Consider the following 15,465-nt stretch of genomic DNA (forward strand, 5'->3'; position numbering starts at 1 on the left):
TTGTATGGGTACAACGGGAATGGATATGACGGACATTGCGAAGTCGACGCCGAGCAAGATCGAAATCGTTCAGCACGACAATGCCTACCAGGGCTTCTACAAGCTTGATCGCGTGCAGTTGCGCCATGAAAAGTTCGATGGCGGCATGAGCCGGGTGATCAACCGCGAAGTCTTCGTTCGGCATGACGCAGTCTGCGTGCTGCCTTACGACCCGCAGCGTGATGAAGTGGTGTTGATCGAGCAGTTTCGCGTAGGCGCCATGGGCCGTACCGACAACCCCTGGCTGGTGGAAATGGTTGCGGGGCTGATTGACAAGGACGAGCAACCGGAGGAGGTTGCACACCGCGAAGCCGAGGAGGAAGCTGGGCTGACCTTCTCCGCTTTATGGCCGATCACGAAGTATTTCCCTTCGCCCGGCGGCAGTACCGAATTCGTCCACCTGTACCTGGGCCGTTGCGACAGCACAGGCGCCGGCGGCGTCCATGGACTGGAAGAAGAGGCCGAAGATATCCGCGTCACCCGCTGGGCGTTCGAAGATGCTCTGCAGGCGGTGCGTGACGGTAAGATTTCCAATGCAGCCAGCATCATTGCCCTGCAATGGCTTGCGCTTAATCGCGCGGAAGTGAGGGGGTTATGGCAGTAAAGGCACGGGAACGATATCGAGTTGACCTGATCGGGCTTCAAGCCGCCTGCGAGGCCAACTATGCGCGGCTGATGCGCCTGCTTCCCGACATGCGCCATGCGCCCGAGGCACGGCGCATTGCCGTGACCCATGGCGACCAGATGCTCGGCGTGTTGACGCTTGAAGTCATCATCAACTGCCCCTACACCACCACCCTGCGCGTGCGTCAGGAACACAGCCTGCCATGGTTGCCGGTGCCGCAGCTGGAAGTGCAGGTGTACCACGATGCACGGATGGCCGAAGTGATCAGCGCCGAACATGCGCGGCGTTTTCGCAGCATCTATCCGTACCCGAATGTGTTCATGCACCAGCCCGATGAGAAAGCACAGCTCAATGTGTTCCTCGGTGAGTGGTTGAGCCACTGCCTGGCCCTGGGCCACGAGTTCGAAGTCGTGCGGTAGATGTGAACTGCGTCTGCTTCCCCAGGTTTCCTCTTTGTGTCCTGCCCAGCATAATCGCGCCAGTCGTCCATTTTCCTGTGATTGTCTTGGGAGATCGCCTTGCCGAGCGTATCCACCGTGAACCCTGACGCACCCGCATTGCTGGTGCAACTGTCTGACAGCCACCTGTTTGCCGAGGCAAGCGGCACGTTGCTGGGCATGAACACCCGCGAAAGCCTTCAGCGGGTGATCGAGTTGGTGCGCGCGCAGCAGCCGCAGATCGATCTGGTGCTGGCGACGGGCGATTTGTCCCAGGACGGTACGCTTGAGTCGTATCAGCAGTTTCGTGACATGACCCGTCAGATCGACGCGCCGGCGCGCTGGATCCCCGGCAACCATGACGAACCGCACATCATGGCCCACGCTGCTGTGCACAGCGATTTGCTGGAGCCGGTGCTCGACATTGGCCACTGGCGGGTCACCTTGCTGGATTCCGCCGTGCCCGGCTCGGTGCCTGGCTACCTGCAAGACCAGCAATTGCAATTGCTCGCCCAGGCCCTGAGCGAAGCGCCGAACCGGCACCACCTGGTGTGCTTTCACCATCACCCGGTGCCCATCGGGTGTGCGTGGATGGAGCCGATCGGCCTGCGCAACCCGGAAGCCTTGTTTGCCGTGCTCGACCGTTTCCCGCAGGTCAGGGCTGTGCTCTGGGGGCATGTGCATCAAGAGATTGATGGCGAACGCAACGGCGTGCGCCTGCTGGCCTCGCCGTCCACGTGCATCCAGTTCGCCCCGGGCAGTGAAGACTTCCAGGTCAGCGAGCAGGCGCCGGGCTACCGCTGGCTGCGCCTGCATGCCGACGGACGGTTGGAAACCGGTGTTGAGCGGGTAAAAAATTTTGTGTTCACCATAGATTACGGCAGTAACGGCTACTAGTAGTGAGCGGGCTTGCCCCGCGCCGGGTGGTGCAGCCGCCCCAAACCCAGGCCCCTCGGCCTCACTGGAACACCGCGGCGATCTTATCAGGGTGGCTGCGCCACCCGGCGCGGGGCAAGCCCGCTCACTACAACCACCTTGATGCCTGTAAACTGCGCCTCTTTGGCTGCAGCACGGAGAGCCCGGCATGTCCGCTTCGATCTTGTATATCCACGGTTTCAACAGCGCGCCTGCGTCCAACAAGGCCAGCCAGTTGACTGCTGTGATGGATAGCCTCGGCTTGGCCGACCAGTTGCGCGTGCCGGCGCTGCATCACCACCCGCGTCAGGCGATTCCTCAATTGGAGGAGGCCATTGCGCAGTTGGGGCGGCCGCTGCTGGTCGGCAGCTCACTCGGCGGCTACTATGCAACCCATCTTGCCGAGCGCCATGGCCTCAAGGCGCTGCTGGTCAACCCGGCGGTCAGCCCCCATCGGATGTTCGATGGTTACCTGGGCACTCAGACCAATCTTTACACCGGTGAGGCCTGGGAATTGACCCACGATCACGTCGCGGCCCTGGCCGAGCTGGAAGTGCCGGCGCCGCTGGACGCCGGGCGTTACCAGGTGTGGTTGCAGACCGGGGATGAAACCCTGGATTATCGCCTCGCCCAACAGTATTACCGGGCCTGTGCCTTGCGTATCCAGGCCGGTGGCGACCATGGTTACCAAGGGTTCGCCCAGCAATTGCCGGCGATGTTGAGTTTTGCCGGCATCGGCGCAGATCAGTATCAATCCTTCGACTTTGCGGCACTGTAAAGTCGCAGGTCATTTTTTAATCGAACGACTCACGACGAGACCCCATGGCCACTCCCAGCGCTAGCTCTTATAACGCCGACGCCATCGAAGTCCTCTCGGGCCTCGACCCGGTGCGCAAACGCCCCGGCATGTACACCGACACCAGTCGGCCGAACCACCTTGCCCAGGAAGTCATCGACAACAGCGTCGACGAAGCCTTGGCCGGGCATGCCAAGTCGGTGCATGTCATTCTTCACGCCGACCACTCCCTTGAAGTGTCCGACGATGGTCGCGGCATGCCGGTGGACATCCACCCGGAAGAGGGTGTGCCGGGCGTCGAGCTGATCCTCACCAAGCTGCATGCCGGTGGCAAGTTTTCCAACAAGAACTACCAGTTCTCCGGCGGCCTGCACGGTGTAGGCATTTCCGTGGTCAACGCCCTGTCCACGCTGGTGCGGGTCAAGGTCAAGCGTGACGGCAACGAGTACCAGATGACGTTCGCCGATGGCTACAAGGCCACCGACCTGGAAGTGATCGGCACCGTTGGCAAGCGCAACACCGGCACCAGCGTGTACTTTGCGCCGGACCCGAAATACTTCGATTCACCGAAATTCTCCATCAGCCGCCTCAAGCATGTGCTCAAGGCCAAGGCCGTGTTGTGTCCGGGCCTGCTCGTCACCTTTGAAGACAAAGGCACCGGCGAGAAGGTCGAGTGGCACTACGAAGACGGCCTGCGCTCCTATCTGGAAGACTCGGTCAGCGATTTCGAACGCCTGCCCAACGAGCCGTTCTGCGGCAGCCTGGCGGGTAATAAAGAGGCCGTCGACTGGGCTCTGCTGTGGTTGCCCGAAGGTGGCGACAGCGTGCAGGAAAGCTACGTCAACCTGATCCCCACCGCTCAGGGCGGCACTCACGTCAACGGTTTGCGCCAGGGTTTGCTGGACGCCATGCGCGAGTTCTGCGAATACCGCAGTCTGTTGCCGCGCGGCGTGAAGCTGGCGCCGGAAGACGTGTGGGAGCGCATCGCGTTCGTGCTGTCGATGAAGATGCAGGAACCGCAATTTTCCGGCCAGACCAAGGAGCGCCTGTCGTCCCGTGAAGCGGCGGCGTTTGTTTCCGGAGTGGTCAAGGATGCCTTCAGCCTGTGGCTCAACGAGCACCCTGAGCTGGGCCTGGCCCTGGCGGAACTGGCGATCAGCAACGCCGGCCGACGCCTGAAGGCGAGCAAGAAAGTCGAGCGCAAGCGCATCACCCAAGGCCCGGCACTGCCAGGCAAACTGGCCGATTGCGCGGGGCAGGACCCGATGCGTTCCGAACTGTTCCTGGTGGAGGGTGACTCCGCCGGTGGTTCCGCCAAGCAGGCGCGGGACAAGGAATTCCAGGCGATCCTGCCGTTACGCGGCAAGATCCTCAACACCTGGGAAGTCGACGGCAGCGAGGTCCTCGCCAGCCAGGAAGTGCACAACATTGCCGTAGCTATTGGCGTGGACCCGGGCGCAGAGGACATGAGCCAGCTGCGCTACGGCAAAATCTGCATCCTCGCCGACGCCGACTCCGACGGCCTGCACATCGCCACCTTGCTCTGCGCGCTGTTCGTCCAGCACTTCCGCCCGTTGGTGGAGGCCGGCCACGTTTATGTCGCCATGCCGCCGCTGTACCGTATCGATCTGGGCAAGGATATCTTCTACGCCCTGGACGAAGCCGAGCGCGATGGCATTCTCGATCGCCTGGTGGCCGAGAAGAAGCGTGGCAAGCCGCAGGTCACGCGATTCAAGGGGTTGGGTGAGATGAACCCGCCGCAGCTGCGCGAAACCACCATGGACCCGAACACTCGGCGTCTGGTGCAACTGACCCTGGACGATTTCGTCGCCACCGCCGAAATGATGGACATGCTGCTGGCCAAGAAACGCGCCGGCGACCGTAAATCCTGGCTGGAATCCAACGGCAACCTGGCCGAGGTTTTGGGCTGATGCGCACAGGTTTCGCCTTGGCGATCCTGATGTTGAGCGGGTTGGCGGCCACCGAAGGGGTCGCCGCGCCCGTGGCTGAGCTCAAGCTGGTAGGCGAACACCCGGTGGACGGTATGCGCGGCGGTAACCTGTCGGGCCTGGCCTTGTGCGGCAAGGAGCTGTGGACGGTGTCGGACCGTGACGACGACCAGATCTATCGCCTGGATATCAGTGCGCCGACCTGGAAGGCCGAAACGGTAAAGATCGACGTGCCACCGGTGCCTGACTCCGGGTTGCCGTGGGGCTTGCGTTCGCGGACCAAGGCCGCGTCCTTCATTCGCGGGGGCGACCTGGATTTTGAAGGCATCACCTGCGATGCCGCAGGCAATCGTTACATTGTCAGCGAAGCCCATGCGGCGGTGCTGCAGGTGCCGGCAACGGGGACGGCCGAGTGGTTGAAAATCGCCCCTGGCATGGTGCGTGAAGCCCGGGCCAGTGGCATGTTGCTGCACTTCAATGCCTTGTTTGAGGGCCTGGCGGTGAATGCCGAGGGCAATCAGATCTGGCTGGCGGCCGAACGCGAGCGACGTGGCCTGATCGCCATCAAGCGCGGGCAAAGCGTATGGGACTGCGACGGCCCCTGCGTATTGCTCAGCGAAGCGGGCCAGGAAGTGCAGCCGGCGCAGTTTGAAAATGCCAAGGCGGTGTCCAAGGACTTCGCCGATCTGGCGCTGTACAACGGCAAGCTGTTTACCCTGGAGCGCAATGCGTTCCAGATTTGCCGGCGCGATACCCTCACCGCCAAGGTCGAGCTGTGCTGGTCATTTGCCGACGAGGCGCTGACGCCCAACCGACGTTATGCCCAGCCCTACGGCCTGGCTGAAGCCCTGATAGTGGATGCAGACGGTGCCTGGGTGGGCATCGACAATAATTTCGGCCCACGGGCCGATGGTGAGAAACGCCCAATGGTCTATCGTTTCGCCGCCCCGGCCGGTGGCTGGAGCGCCCAGCCATGAACCACTGTTTTTTTGAATTGACTCAGCGCGGCGGCAATTCCGCTGCGCCTTACCTGATATTGATGAGGCCCGCATGAGTGACATCCTCGCAGACAGCTTAGATGGCGTAGAACGCCGGTCGCTGGCTGACTTCACCGAAAAGGCCTACCTCAACTACTCCATGTACGTGATCATGGACCGTGCTTTGCCGCATATCGGCGACGGCCTGAAACCCGTGCAGCGGCGTATCGTCTACGCCATGAGTGAGCTGGGCCTGGACGCCGACTCCAAGCACAAGAAATCGGCGCGTACCGTCGGTGACGTGCTCGGTAAGTTCCACCCCCACGGCGACTCGGCCTGCTACGAAGCCATGGTGCTGATGGCGCAGCCGTTCAGCTACCGCTACACCTTGGTGGACGGGCAGGGTAACTGGGGTGCGCCGGATGATCCGAAGTCCTTTGCCGCCATGCGTTATACCGAGGCGCGTCTGTCGCGTTACTCGGAAGTCCTGCTCAGCGAGCTGGGCCAGGGCACGGCGGACTGGGGGCCGAACTTTGACGGCACCCTCGACGAACCCTTGGTGTTGCCTGCACGTTTGCCGAATATTTTGCTCAATGGCACCACCGGCATCGCGGTCGGCATGGCCACCGACGTGCCACCCCACAACTTGCGCGAAGTCGCCACGGCGTGCGTACGTTTGCTGGATGAGCCCAAAGCGACGGTCGAGCAGCTCTGCGAGCATATCCAGGGCCCGGACTATCCGACCGAAGCGGAAATCATCACGCCGCGCGCCGACCTGCTGAAGATGTATGAAACCGGCAAGGGCTCGGTGCGCATGCGCGCCGTGTACCACATCGAAGATGGCGACATTATCGTCACCGCGCTGCCGCATCAGGTGTCCGGCGCCAAGGTGTTGGAGCAGATCGCTGCGCTGATGCAGGCCAAACCGTCGAAATTGCCGCAAGTCGCCGACCTGCGTGACGAGTCCGACCACGAGAACCCCTGCCGCATCGTGATCATCCCGACCAACAGCCGGGTCGATCACGAGGTACTGATGCAGCATCTGTTCGCCAGCACCGATCTGGAGTCCAGCTACCGCGTCAACGTCAACATTATCGGCCTGGACGGCAAGCCGCAGTTGAAGAACCTGCGCAACCTGCTGGTGGAGTGGCTGGAGTTCCGCGTGCAGACCGTGCGCCGCCGCCTGCAGTTTCGCCTCGACAAGGTCGAGCGCCGCCTGCACCTGTTGGACGGTTTGCTGATTGCCTACCTCAACCTGGATGAAGTGATCCACATCATCCGCACCGCTGAGCACCCGAAAGCCGAACTGATCGCGCGTTTCGAGCTGAGTGAGATCCAGGCGGACTACATCCTCGATACCCGCTTGCGTCAGCTGGCGCGGCTGGAAGAAATGAAGCTGCGTGATGAGCAGGACGCACTGCTCAAGGAGCAAGCCAAGCTGCAAGCGCTGCTGGGCAGTGAGGCCAAGCTCAAGAAGCTGGTGCGCAGCGAGCTGATCAAAGACGCGGAAACCTACGGTGATGAACGTCGTTCGCCAATCGTCGAGCGTGCGGAAGCCAAGGCGCTGACGGAAACCGAACTGCTGCCGAACGAGAAAATTACCGTCGTTCTGTCGGAAAAGGGTTGGGTTCGTTCCGCCAAGGGGCATGATATTGACGCTACCGGGCTCTCCTACAAAGCCGGTGATGGCTTCAAGACCGCTGCGGCCGGCCGTTCCAACCAGTTTGCGGTGTTCATTGACTCCACCGGGCGTAGCTATTCGGTGCCGGCCCACACCTTGCCTTCGGCGCGGGGCCAGGGCGAGCCGCTGACAGGCCGCCTTACGCCGCCGCCGGGTGCGAATTTCGAGTGTGTGCTGCTGCCGGATGATGATGCGCTGTACGTGATCGCCTCCGACGCTGGTTACGGCTTCGTGGTCAAGGGTGAAGACCTGCAGGCCAAGAACAAGGCGGGCAAGGCTCTGTTGAGCCTGCCGAATAATGCCAAAGTGATATTGCCGCGCCCGGTGGATGATCGTGAGAGCAACTGGCTGGCCTCGGTGACCACTGAAGGCCGTTTGCTGGTGTTCAAGATCAGCGACCTGCCGCAGTTGGGCAAAGGCAAGGGCAACAAGATTATCGGGATTCCCGGGGAGCGGGTGGCCAGTCGTGAGGAGTACGTGACCGACATCGCCGTGATCCCGGAAGGCGCGACCCTGGTGCTTCAGGCCGGTAAGCGCACATTGTCGCTGCGCCCTGACGACCTTGAACACTATAAGGGTGAGCGCGGTCGACGAGGCAACAAACTGCCGCGAGGCTTCCAGCGAGTGGATGCTTTGTTGGTGGAAGCGCCGCTTTAAGGCGTACTAAGACGCTCGATCTACGATTTAACCCGTAGATCGACGCTTTGGCGCTGGAGTCATGGCGCATATTCACGGATGATATGGCCTTTCCAGCGCCGGCGTGGCCGAGCGTGTTTAGGTATTTTTTGTATTACGTTGTGGTTCGCCTTGTGGCAGCCACCTGGATGGGATGATGACTGCTCCACGCCTTCCTCTATTTTTAATGCTCGCTGGCCTCCTGGGGTTGGCGGGTTGCAGCACGCACCAACCGGTGTCGCTGTACCAGCTGGACAGCGGAAGTCCGGCTCAGCCTGCCCAAGCGGCCGGCATGGCCGTATTGCTGGGCCCGGTGGTCGTTGCCGATTACCTGCAACGCGAGACCCTGCTACAACGTCAGAACGACGGCAGCCTGCAAGGTTCCACCGATGGGCGTTGGGCGGGCAGTTTGTCGTCCGATATCAATCAGTTGATGCTGCGTCAGGTAGCCGGTCAATTGGATAGCCAGCGTGTAGTGCTGGCACCTGCGCCAACCGGGTTTACGCCGGATGTGCAGGTGTTGCTGACCATCACCCGGCTCGATTCCGGGGCTTCGCAGCCGGCAATCCTGGATGCCCAGTGGCGCTTGATCGATCGCCGTGGCCAGGTGCGTGATAACCGCATCGTGCACCTGCAGGAAGAACACGCCGGCACCACCGCGTCCCAGGTCCAGGCCCAAGGCGTGTTGTTGCAGCATTTGGCGCAGCAGTTGTCGGTAGCGATCAAGCCATTGGCCAATCAGCCGGCGGTCGCCGAAGCGCCGCGCAAACCAGCGCCGGTACATGCCAAGCCGGCGGCCCCGGAAAAGCCGAAGATGCCGATGGCCACGCCGATTCGTACGGACATGGAAGTGTTCAGGTTCTAAGCCGAACCGCAGATACAAAAAAGGCCCGCTGATTCAGCGGGCCTTTTTGTGTGCGCCGGATTTGAGTGGCGCTGAAGATCAACTGTGGGAGGGGGCTTGCTCCCGATAGCGGTGGTTCAGCTACAAATTGGCTGCTGACCCACCGCTATCGGGAGCAAGCCCCCTCCCACACAAGCCCGCACCGCCGTGTTTCAAGGCTTGGTGCGGGTCTCATGCATCCGCGCCAACTGCCGTTCGAGCATCGACGGGTATGGCTCCATCAGGCGTTCCACGCAGCTTGCACCTTCGGGGCTGGCGATTGGACGGATACGTGCGCGCTGGCGAATCAAGGCGTCTTCGCTGATCTTGCGCTCCACCAGCAGCAAATTGCGGCTGTGTTGGGACAAGGCCAGCGCATCCTGGGCGATCTCGGTCAACAGCAAGTCGATCTGGCTCATGCCGAACAGGTCGTCGCCGACGGTCAGGCCCAGTTGCAGTTGCAAGGTAATGCCGCTGTCCGCCACTTCGATTTGCAGGGCATGGCCCAGGGCGCGCAGCAGCTCACCGCAGCAGATGGCGTTGGTCAGATAGTCTTCGCCACTGTCTTCGCTGTGGAACAGCATCAAGGTGCTGCCATCGTTCAGGGTGTGCAACTCGCTTTGATACAGCGAGGCGGCCTGGTCGAGGCAGTCACGGTAGCGTTCGAGCAATTCCGTCAGGCGGGCGCGGGGCAGGCGACGCAGTTGGTCCTGGGCACCCAGTTGTACCGCCAATACCGCGCTGTGCTGGGGCTCGGCGTTCTTCACGGGGACCGGCTTGGGGGCCATGACTGGCGCAGCGGCCGACGTGTCGCGCAAGTCGGCGAACGGGTCTTCGTCGTCCAGTTCGTCTTCTTCAGCCTTGACCACGTGGCGCGCCGTTGCCTTCAGCCCGGCTACCGGGGCGCTGTCATCAAAGCCTGGGTCGCGCAGGTCGCGTACTTCAAACTCGGGCTCATCGGCCTCGTTGTATTCGGGCTCGGGTTCCGGCTCAGGTTCGCGCACCACCGGCTCCGGGGCGAAGCTGGCGTGAAGCTGGCGGGCGAGATCGCCGATTTCGTCCTGGCGGTCGGTGGCCGGGGTATGTTCGTCGATATCCCGCAGCCAGATGCGCAACTGCATCAGCGGCGTGGAGATATGCCGACCCAGGCGCAAGCTCAAGGCCAGGGCCAGTGCCAACAGGATCGCGCTGAGAATGCCCATGCTTTGCAGGCTGATGGTCATCGGCTGCTGGAATTGCTGCATATCCAGGCTGATACGCAACTGGCCGGCCTTCACGTCCTGGAACGTGATGTTGCTCTGGTACAGACCCTCGGCCTCACCCAGCAGGCCGTTTTTCGGGCGCTGCCCGGCTTCGGCCATGATCCGGTTATCCACGCTGTAGATAGCGGCGTGAGCCACCAGCGGGTTCTTGGTCAGGTTATTGAGCAGCACGTTCAGGCTGAGGATGTCGTTGGACACCAGCAACTCAGTCGCCGACGTGGCGGTCTGGGTTGTCAGGCTCGCGCCCAGCGCGTCAGCTTGTTCGTGCATGGCCTGCTTGAACTGCAAACCCATCACACAGGCGTAGATCACCAAGGCCAGGGCGACCAGGATCACGTTATGGCTGGCGATGCGTAATGCGATCGGCACACGGCGGTGGCGCAGTGCCCGGAAGATCAGCAGGAAGAAGTTATCGGTTTTTACTGGCGTGGGCCGGTTCACTTGCGCTCGGCTCTTGGTCCGTGAAGTTGACGCGCAGTATAGCGATAGCCCTAGGGCCGGCAAAGCGCTGGCTGTGCCCGATGGTCACTGAAAGTGGGTAGAATGCGGTTTTTTTCCAGCCTGGGGGTGCGCTTTGCGCGAAATTGTCCTGATAAACATCACCGGTGAAGACCGCCCGGGTCTCACCGCAGCCATTACCGGCGTGCTGGCCCAGGGTGGTGTGAACATTCTCGACATCGGTCAGGCGGTGATCCACGACACCTTGTCCTTCGGCATCCTTGTCGAAATCCCGAGCACCGAGCAGGCGTCCTCGGTACTCAAGGACATCCTGTTTACGGCATACAAGCTCGATCAACAGGTGCGATTCACCCCCGTGTCCGAAGAGGACTACCAGCATTGGGTCGACGGTCAGGGCAAAAAACGCCACATCGTGACCCTGTTGACCCGCAAGGTGACGGCTGAACAATTGCAGCGCGTCAGTTCGATCACTGCCCAGTATGGTTTGAATATCGACCACATCGACCGTCTGTCGGGTCGTATGCCCCTGGACACGCCAGCCGACAAAGGCAAGGGCTGCATCGAGTTCTCTGTGCGCGGCGAGCCGGCTGACCCGCAGGCATTACGCGCCGAATTCCTGAGCGTGGCCCAGGCGCTGAATGTCGACATCGCCTTCCAGGAAGATTCGCTGTTCCGCCGCAATCGTCGCCTGGCGGTGTTCGACATGGACTCCACGCTGATCGAGGCCGAAGTGATTGACGAGTTGGCCAAGGCCGCCGGTGTGGGCGAGCAGGTCTCCGAGATTACCGAGCGCGCCATGGCCGGCGAGCTGGATTTCCGTGCCAGTTTCAAGGAGCGTCTGGCGCTGCTCAAGGGGCTGGACGTGAGCGTGCTGGATTCGATCGGTGCTTCGCTGCGATTGACCGAAGGCGCTGAAACCCTGTTCGCTGAACTCAAGCGCCTGGGTTACAAAACCGCGATCCTGTCCGGCGGCTTCACCTACTTTGCCAAGCAACTGCAGGCCAAGCTGGGTATCGACTATGTGTTCGCCAACGAATTGGAAGTGGTGGATGGCAAGGTGACCGGCGTGGCGGTAGAGCCGATTGTCGATGCGCAGCGCAAGGCCGACCTGCTGAAGGAATTGGCCCATAAGGAAGGTTTGCGCCTGGAGCAGACCATTGCGGTCGGCGACGGCGCCAATGACTTGCCGATGCTGGCGATTGCCGGGTTGGGTGTGGCGTTCCGCGCCAAGCCGCTGGTCAAGCAATCGGCCAAGCAGGCGATTTCGACCCTGGGGTTGGATGGCGTGTTGTATCTACTGGGCTTTCGCGACCGCGATGGTCAGCTCTAAGCGGCTCTCACTGTAGGAATACAAGCAAAAATGTGGGAGGGGGCTTGCTCCCGATAGCGGTGATTCAGTCAACAGATGTACTGACTGATGCTATCGGGAGCAAGCCCCCTCTCACATTTGATTTTCGTCGGCTTCAGGTCAGGCTTTAGGTGAACCAATACCCTGGCCCATCTGCACCGGCGAACCTGCCACCAGTTCTTCAGCCCACTTCACCTGATCCGGCCCGAACAGCACGATGGCGGTCGAACCCAGCTTGAAGCGGCCCAGCTCCGCACCTTTCTCCAAGTGAATCGGCGCACGCGCGGCTTCGTCGTAGCGGAAGGTTTTCAGCTCGCGTTTCGGTGGTGTCACCAGGCCTGCCCACACGGTTTCAATCGACGCCACGATCATTGCACCCACCAGCACTACCGCCATCGGGCCGCGTTCGGTGTCGAACAGGCAGACAACACGCTCGTTACGCGCAAACAGCTCCGGCACGTTTTCAGCCGTGGTCTGGTTCACCGAGAAAATCCGCCCGGGCACATACACCATCTCACGCAACGTACCGGCCAGGGGCATGTGCACGCGGTGGTAGTCTTTGGGCGACAGGTAGATCGTGGCGAAATCGCCGCCCATGAACGGCGCAGCAACCGCTGTATCACCACCCAACAGTTCCACCACGCTGAAGCTGTGGCCCTTGGCCTGGAACACGCGGCCGTGTTCGATAGGGCCAAGCTGGCTGACCGCGCCATCGGCAGGGCTGAGCACTGCGCCTGGGGTTTGATCCAGCGGGCGAGCACCGTCTTTCAGCGCGCGGGTGAAGAAGGCATTGAAGTGCTCGTAGGCGGTCAGGTCTTCAACCAGGGCCTGGGACATGTCCACTTGATAGCGCTTGGCAAACCAGCGGGTGAAGGCATTCTTGAACCAGCGCACGCGACACTCGGCAATGCACCCGGCCAGGCGCGACAGCAAGTGGTGCGGCAACAGGTACTGGCTGAGGATGAATAACTGCTTTTTCATTGACTGTCCTTAAACCTTAAATCTCAACGGGGGTGTCGGGGTGGTTGCCCCATTCGCCCCAGGAACCGGCATAACCTTTGACTCGCGGATAACCGAGCGCCTTGGCCACCAGGTAGGTGAAGCCAGAGCGATGGTGAGTCTGGCAGTGGGTGATGATTTCTTTGTCGCGGGTCAGCCCGAGGTCTTCGAGGATCTGCGGCATGTCACGACGGATGCGCAGGTTGCGTGCCTTGTCCATGCCGGCAGTCCATTCGAAGTTCACCGCGCCGGGAATGTGACCGCCCTTGGCGGCGAGGACTTTCTCGCCGGAATATTCCAGCGGTCCGCGTGCGTCCCAGATGCCCAGGTCAGCCGCGCCGAGACGGCTTTGCAGGTATTCGCGGGTGGCGGTAGGGCCGTCGTGCAAGGTCAGGCTGACCGGGCCACCGACGGGGGCGGGTACCTCGGTGGAAAGCGGGTGCTGGCCTTCCAGCCATGCGAGCAGGCCACCGTCCAGGTAGTGGTATTTCTGGTGGCCGATCACGTCGAGCATCCAGATAAAACGTCCGGCCCAGCCACCGCCTTCGTCGTCGTAGACCACGTAGGTTGCGTTCGGGGTGTGGCCCAGTTCGCCGAACAGCTTTTGCAGGTCGGCTTTGCTCGGCAGCAAGCCGGGAGCCGGTGGCTGGCCCAACTGGGTGCGCTTGGGGTCAACGAAATGCGCGCCTGGGATATGACCCTCGGCGTAGCGGGCGGCGCTGGTGAGGTCCACCAGAATCAGGTGTTCGGCATCCAGTCGACCGAGCAGGTCGCCGGGTTCGATCACCAGCGGCAAGCCAGAGAAGTCAGGCATGTGAGGTCTCCTGGGCACAAATGTTGGCGATAAAGGACGGCGATTGTAGCGCAAGCATCAAGTGCTGCGGTTGGTAAAGCTGTGCAGTGCTTTCTCGACGCATTGCGCTGTTTTGCCGAAGGCCTGCACCGTGGTTTCCGAGAACGGTCCGCCGCCCTGGTCGGCGACCATCAGCATGACCACTCGGCCGTTGCAGCTCAGGGAGCGCAACAACAGGTGTTCGCCGGTAAACAGGCGACGCAGCACTGGCGGCAGCAGCGCAGAGAACTGTGCGTGGTTGTCGGGTGTGAGACGCACCTGCGCGGACTTTTCCAAAAGCCGTTGCAGCAGCGTGCTGTTGACCACGTCCAGGCTCAGGTTCGCGGCGTCTTTGGGCAAACCTTCGGCTTGATGCACGCGCAAGGTACTCAAGGCGCGGTCGGCCATGAACAGCAGCACCCGTTGCATGCCGCTTGCCACCAATGCTTCTTTGGCGCAAGTGGTCAGGTGCATGGCGTTGGCAAACCGGCTCGGTTCAACCAGCAACTCGGTACAGCGCTTGCGCCATACGGCCAAGGCTTCGGCGGTGGGCGGTGGTGCGGGCAGCAAGCCGCGATGGACCTTCTGTACATGCCACGGCCAGATCAGCGACAAGGCCGGGTGCCAGAGGTCGGGCATCAGGGTATGGCGGGCGCTGGTCACCGCTTGCTGGTGGGCTTGCTGCTGCACGTCGCCCAGGGGGGCTTGCAGGTAGAGCGCAGTCAGATATTGCCAGCGTTCGGTATGCGGGCAGGTCCAGGACTCCTGGGCCGACATTGCCAGGCCGTTAGCCAGCAGCACCGTATTGGCCGGCTGGTTCAACCAACGGCGCAGGTTGGGTTCGGCGTCGAGCAACTGCTGGTGGCGCAGTTCATCTTCCTCGCGGGCGATATGCAGCGCCTTGACCAGCAAGCGTTGTTCGCTCAGCAGCAGGTTGTAGCCCTGGGACACCCAGATCGGCAAGTGCCACGCTTCGGTCAAGCCAAGGCACAAATCCAGCAGCCGCACGCCGAACAATTCCTGCTCGACCTGGCGTGCCGGCTGGCCCTTGTGGATCACCCGCAATTCCCATTCTTCCAGGAGCTTGGGGTAGGTGACGGCCATCGGCCAAAGCGGCGATAAAAACAGCAGGCTGCCCCAGTGAATGTCTTGCCACAAGCGCGCCAGGCGACTGCCGAATAAACCGTTGGCTTGCTGCGATGCGTGCAGGCTCACCAGCAGCAGTTGGCGCAAGGCCACGGGGATTTCATTGGCCGGCACCGAGGGTAGGCGCGCCAGTAATTCTTCGGCACGCTTGAGGCCGAGGCGGTTGAGCGCCACTTCGAGGTTTTCCGCAGGGGCCGCGAGGCTGCCGTGGGTGTGGCTGTTGGCCTCGCGCATCACGCTGAGTACCAACGCCGGGCTGTCTTGCATCAGCTCGGCAATATCTCGCAATGAACTGCGGCTATCGCGAATGGCTTTGCACACGCGCTCGTGGCTGGCTTGGGGAATGGGCAGCAGCACATCATCCAGGCGCTTGATCCAAGCGGCGAGGGTGGTCGGTTTTGCAGTTGGGACTGTCGTTTCATTAGCCATGGTTGGGGCGCGG

At 61.7% G+C, this 15,465-nt stretch carries 13 protein-coding genes; 9 read left to right on the plus strand and 4 right to left on the minus strand.

What is annotated here, in order from left to right; all coding sequences use genetic code 11:
* The first annotated feature begins 25 nt into the window (after positions 1–25).
* From JBE38_RS09170 to JBE38_RS09205, 8 genes are all read left to right on the plus strand, one after another.
* Positions 26–643, plus strand: coding sequence for an NUDIX domain-containing protein (locus JBE38_RS09170; protein ID WP_060755128.1), 618 nt, complete (start codon positions 26–28; stop codon positions 641–643).
* Positions 634–1,083: a DUF1249 domain-containing protein gene (locus JBE38_RS09175; RefSeq protein ID WP_060755127.1), complete on the plus strand. Its 450-nt coding sequence runs from the start codon at positions 634–636 to the stop codon at positions 1,081–1,083. The genes JBE38_RS09170 and JBE38_RS09175 overlap by 10 nt, the downstream gene beginning before the upstream one ends.
* A gap of 99 nt (positions 1,084–1,182) precedes the next feature.
* Complete coding sequence (cpdA, locus tag JBE38_RS09180) at positions 1,183–1,998, plus strand: 3',5'-cyclic-AMP phosphodiesterase (RefSeq protein ID WP_205344169.1); 816 nt, start codon at positions 1,183–1,185, stop codon at positions 1,996–1,998.
* A 187-nt stretch (positions 1,999–2,185) separates the two neighbouring features.
* Complete coding sequence (locus tag JBE38_RS09185; RefSeq protein WP_060755125.1) at positions 2,186–2,794, plus strand: YqiA/YcfP family alpha/beta fold hydrolase; 609 nt, start codon at positions 2,186–2,188, stop codon at positions 2,792–2,794.
* Positions 2,795–2,838: 44 nt separating this feature from the next.
* The gene (gene parE, locus JBE38_RS09190) at positions 2,839–4,743 is read left to right on the plus strand and encodes a DNA topoisomerase IV subunit B (protein WP_060755124.1); all 1,905 of its coding nucleotides are present in this window, start codon (positions 2,839–2,841) and stop codon (positions 4,741–4,743) included.
* Positions 4,743–5,738, plus strand: coding sequence for an esterase-like activity of phytase family protein (locus JBE38_RS09195; protein WP_060755123.1), 996 nt, complete (start codon positions 4,743–4,745; stop codon positions 5,736–5,738). Before parE ends, JBE38_RS09195 begins: the two co-directional genes overlap by 1 nt.
* A gap of 73 nt (positions 5,739–5,811) precedes the next feature.
* Complete coding sequence (gene parC, locus JBE38_RS09200; RefSeq protein WP_060755122.1) at positions 5,812–8,076, plus strand: DNA topoisomerase IV subunit A; 2,265 nt, start codon at positions 5,812–5,814, stop codon at positions 8,074–8,076.
* Positions 8,077–8,248: 172 nt separating this feature from the next.
* Entirely contained in the window at positions 8,249–8,959 is a 711-nt protein-coding gene (locus JBE38_RS09205; RefSeq protein ID WP_205344170.1) for a PqiC family protein, read from the plus strand.
* Between the two features lie 191 nt (positions 8,960–9,150).
* Here JBE38_RS09205 and JBE38_RS09210 read toward each other — a convergent pair whose 3' ends face one another.
* Positions 9,151–10,680: a HAMP domain-containing protein gene (locus JBE38_RS09210; protein WP_060755120.1), complete on the minus strand. Its 1,530-nt coding sequence runs from the start codon at positions 10,678–10,680 to the stop codon at positions 9,151–9,153.
* Between the two features lie 133 nt (positions 10,681–10,813).
* Here JBE38_RS09210 and serB point away from each other — a divergent pair, with 133 nt between their 5' ends.
* Positions 10,814–12,028 carry a phosphoserine phosphatase SerB gene (gene serB, locus JBE38_RS09215; protein ID WP_090367158.1) on the plus strand — a complete coding sequence of 405 codons (1,215 nt, stop codon included), beginning with the start codon at positions 10,814–10,816 and terminating at the stop codon, positions 12,026–12,028.
* A 138-nt stretch (positions 12,029–12,166) separates the two neighbouring features.
* Here serB and asd read toward each other — a convergent pair whose 3' ends face one another.
* Genes asd through JBE38_RS09230 form a run of 3 tightly spaced genes read right to left on the minus strand, consistent with a single transcriptional unit; the run spans position 12,167 to position 15,452 of the window.
* Positions 12,167–13,027 (minus strand): archaetidylserine decarboxylase, encoded by an 861-nt coding sequence (gene asd, locus JBE38_RS09220; protein WP_205344171.1) that lies wholly within the window; start codon positions 13,025–13,027, stop codon positions 12,167–12,169.
* Positions 13,028–13,043: 16 nt separating this feature from the next.
* Positions 13,044–13,859 (minus strand): thiosulfate sulfurtransferase, encoded by an 816-nt coding sequence (gene rhdA / locus JBE38_RS09225; RefSeq protein ID WP_090367155.1) that lies wholly within the window; start codon positions 13,857–13,859, stop codon positions 13,044–13,046.
* Between the two features lie 57 nt (positions 13,860–13,916).
* Positions 13,917–15,452, minus strand: coding sequence for an HDOD domain-containing protein (locus JBE38_RS09230; protein WP_205344172.1), 1,536 nt, complete (start codon positions 15,450–15,452; stop codon positions 13,917–13,919).
* Positions 15,453–15,465 lie beyond the last annotated feature (13 nt).

It is taken from the genome of Pseudomonas sp. ICBG1301, assembly GCF_016918385.1.
Lineage (GTDB): Bacteria > Pseudomonadota > Gammaproteobacteria > Pseudomonadales > Pseudomonadaceae > Aquipseudomonas > Aquipseudomonas palleroniana.